Source organism: Boseongicola sp. (assembly GCF_057460485.1).
Genome location: NZ_JBVCWP010000384.1, coordinates 1 through 3,273, shown reverse-complemented (window position 1 = coordinate 3,273; position 3,273 = coordinate 1). Strand labels below are relative to the sequence as shown.

The 3,273-nt window shown below is 57.5% G+C and carries 5 protein-coding genes; 4 read left to right on the top strand and 1 reads right to left on the bottom strand.

What is annotated here, in order from left to right; translation table 11 throughout:
- Positions 1–455: 455 nt before the first annotated feature.
- Entirely contained in the window at positions 456–761 is a 306-nt protein-coding gene (locus AC221Y_RS22475; protein ID WP_486708523.1) for a cryptochrome/photolyase family protein, read from the bottom strand.
- A gap of 159 nt (positions 762–920) precedes the next feature.
- Here AC221Y_RS22475 and AC221Y_RS22470 point away from each other — a divergent pair, with 159 nt between their 5' ends.
- From AC221Y_RS22470 to AC221Y_RS22455, 4 genes are all read left to right on the top strand, one after another.
- Complete coding sequence (locus AC221Y_RS22470) at positions 921–1,463, top strand: tetratricopeptide repeat protein (RefSeq protein WP_486708522.1); 543 nt, start codon at positions 921–923, stop codon at positions 1,461–1,463.
- Positions 1,464–1,498: 35 nt separating this feature from the next.
- On the top strand, positions 1,499–2,077 hold the full coding sequence (locus tag AC221Y_RS22465) for a glutathione peroxidase (protein ID WP_372928687.1): 579 nt from the start codon (positions 1,499–1,501) through the stop codon (positions 2,075–2,077).
- Positions 2,078–2,084: 7 nt separating this feature from the next.
- Positions 2,085–2,606 (top strand): GNAT family N-acetyltransferase, encoded by a 522-nt coding sequence (locus AC221Y_RS22460; RefSeq protein WP_486708521.1) that lies wholly within the window; start codon positions 2,085–2,087, stop codon positions 2,604–2,606.
- A gap of 230 nt (positions 2,607–2,836) precedes the next feature.
- Entirely contained in the window at positions 2,837–3,103 is a 267-nt protein-coding gene (locus tag AC221Y_RS22455; RefSeq protein WP_372928685.1) for a hypothetical protein, read from the top strand.
- The last annotated feature ends 170 nt before the right edge of the window (positions 3,104–3,273 follow it).

Sequence of the window (3,273 nt, the reverse complement as noted above, 5' to 3'; positions counted from 1 at the left end):
CGACAAGGTTTTTCTCAAGGATGCAGACCGAGCTCTCGTCGTCGCCGTCCCGGAGCAGTCGGCGCTGGACGGAGATAGCTGAGGCGCAGCCGAGGCACCCCCCGCCAATGACGATCGTGTGATAGTCAGTGCGCACTTTCACCACCTCATTGGATTGTCTCGGATTAATCGAGCATATGCCCTGCACGTCATAGAAAGCTGCTGCTTTAAAGTACTTTGTTGTCTGTCAGCGATGTGAAGCGACGAACTCATCTTCGCTGATTTCTACAAGCGTCCAAGTGGCTTAACACGTCCTGGTGCCATCCAGCTCTTCACTCAGTTCGCATATCCAACCGGAAGGGGTTGGCATCGAGGACGGACCATCAAGACGATTTGCCGATCAATTGTCCGACAACGCTGTTGAGAACCGTCTACCACGGTTGTTCTAATATTCGTGCAATGCCCGCTTTGGGTCATTAGCAGACATTTCGCCCATTCCGAATGAAAACCGAGGGCCAGTCCTGACGTGTTGATCCAGGACGGCAATGGGCCCCTATCGTGTGACCCCATCCGGCGCCTGAGAGCTCCTCTGCAAAGTGGCGCATGGCCGAGAACAGGAAGGCAATCTCCTTTTTGTGATGACGGACATAGGTGGCCTCCTGCTGCACTTCCGCCAGCAGGACCACGTCGCGTTCGGCGTCGGCCGCGCGCAGGGCGGCGATCGTCGCTGTCAGTTGGTCGCCAAGAATTAAGACAAGCTGTTTTGGGTTTCTGCTGCTCATTGCCGAACCTCGAACCTGACTATCGCTCCCGCAACACGCGTTCGAGCCTAATGCCAAACGCACAGGTGATCCATTAGTCGGGGTGCTGCGTAACACTGGAGTTGGTTATCTGTCGATGCGTGTGTGCCGGGTCAGCGCTTCAATCTGGGGAAATCATCGGTGAGAATTGAAATCGCAAAACCGTTGGCGTTATGCGCCGCCATAGCGCTCTTCGGCAGCGCCCCGATAGCCAATGCCCATGATCAGGAACGAGGCTGGGCCGCTTATGAGAAAGGCGACTATGCATTGGCCGCCGAACTGATCAGGCCCTACGCCGAACAGGGCGATCCCGAAGCGCAGTTCAAGCTCGGTCGCATGTACCAAGAGGGGCAAGGCGTCTCCAAAGATCAGGCCGAGGCAGTGAAATGGTACCGGCTCTCCGCCGAGGCGGGCCAGCCCTTCGCCCAGAACAATCTCGGCGTCATGTACAAGAATGGTTGGGGTGTGACGCAGGATTACGTACAGGCCTATTTCTGGTTCAGCCTTGCCGCGTCCTATTATTTCGACTTCGAAGAGATGAATCTGGAACGTGCGCGGCAGAACCGGCAGGCGGTCGCCGCCAAGATCACCCCCGCAGAGATCGCCGCCGCCCAGAAACTGGCGAGAGACTGGATTCCCAAAGCCTCCGCCCAAGGAGCTTCCATCAAGTTGATGGCGCGCTGAGGGGGCGGCGTCGTACAGGCTGAGGACAAAAAACGATGGCAAAAAGACTCGCACTTATTCTTATTGCATATGTCGGCATGACGGGCGTTGCTCAGGCGGCGAGTGGCTTCGACTTCAACTTCATAAGCGTTGACAGAAAACTGATGTCGCTCGAGCAGTTTCGTGGCAAGGCCGTAGTCGTAGTCAACACGGCCACTGCGTGTGGCTTCAGCTACCAGTTCGAGCACCTCGAAAAGGTCTGGCGAGACCGCAAAGACGAAGGGCTTGTCATCGTGGGCGTCTCGTCCAACGATTTCGGCAGCCAGGAACCGCGCAAAGGCAAGGCGCTTCTCAATCACTGCAAGCGCCAATACGGCGTCAGCTTCCCCCTGACCGAGCGCACCGCCGTCGTGGGGCCTAATGCACACCCGTTCTACCAATGGGCCGCGGCCCAATCCGGCTCCCGTCCTAAGTGGAACTTCCACAAATATATTCTGGGGCGAGACGGGACAATCGTCGCTTCCTTTCCAAGCACCGTCGACCCGCGGTCGGCGCAAATGGCTCTCGCCATCACCTCAGCCCTAAAACGGCCCACGCGTACGGTGCCCGTGGATGGCGACGGTGAGGAACCCTAACCCCCGCATGATCATTCGCAGCGAGACGCCTGACGACGAAGACGCGATCCACAGCATCACCTTGGCGGCCTTCGCCCCGGCTTCCTATGCAGCGGGCAGAGAAGCTCAAATCATCCGCGAGCTCCGGAAGCATGGCGACCTGACCATTTCCCTCGTCGCGCAAGTCGACAAAGAGATTGCCGGACATATAGCCTTCTCGCCTGTGAAGATTGGCGGAAGGCATCATGACTGGTTCGGTCTAGGCCCTGTTGCCGTCCGTCCAAATTTGCAGGGGTGCGGCATAGGGAGTGAACTAGTGGGGCGCGGTCTGGCGCTTCTCAAGGCTCAAAGCGCAAGAGGCTGCGTCCTTCTCGGAAAGCCCGCGTTCTATAAGCGGTTCGGATTTCAGAGCAATGGTACGATCGCCTTTGACGGCCTTCCGACGCGCTTGGTCCAACACCTCGTCTTCGCTGACGAAGCGCCAGTCGGAGAACTGACCTACGCGCGAGCTTTCGATCTCGTCAAATCCCCTAGCAGACCTAAACCGTGAGACCGGAGATGCCCGCTCTGGGCATTCAGCGGACGCTGAGCTCGATGCTAAAGATGTCAGCTCAGGAGCCCAAACCGAACGTCGCGAGGTCACGCCTTTATGTCAGCCGGAGCCGTTCACTGCCTCTTGCATCTCATCACGCAGTCGTGTCCTGAAGATCCTGGACGGCATGATCCATCCGGAGTCGTCACGCGTAACTAGTGAACAAACAAATTGAGAGGACCATTCCTATGTTGACGCAGCTTTATCGTCTGGTGATGGACCCGTCCGTGAACCCGCTTCGCGCTCTACCGCCAATGGTCAGGTTCCAATTCATGGCGATACTGTCCTACATGTGGTCCGCGATCTTTGCCCTTTGGATCGGCCATATGTGGTTGATGGGACCCAGCGTCATTGCGCACACCTTCCTTCTCGTCGGTGTCTTCTTCACGAGCGGCATCTTTTCGCTTGCGAGACAGGAGTCGAAGCAGGTCGCGCAGACGACAGATGTGCGTTGAGCGCGGCGTTCGCCTGACGTCGCGCACAGAGACGGAGAGCTTAGCAGCATTAATGGAAATGTGCCTTGCCCCTTCGAATGTGAGAGCAGAACACTGTCAGGCTTGAGCCACGATTCAGCAGGGGCTTGCCGTGCGGCCACTCGCCATTCATGAGTGAGGCTTCTAATGCT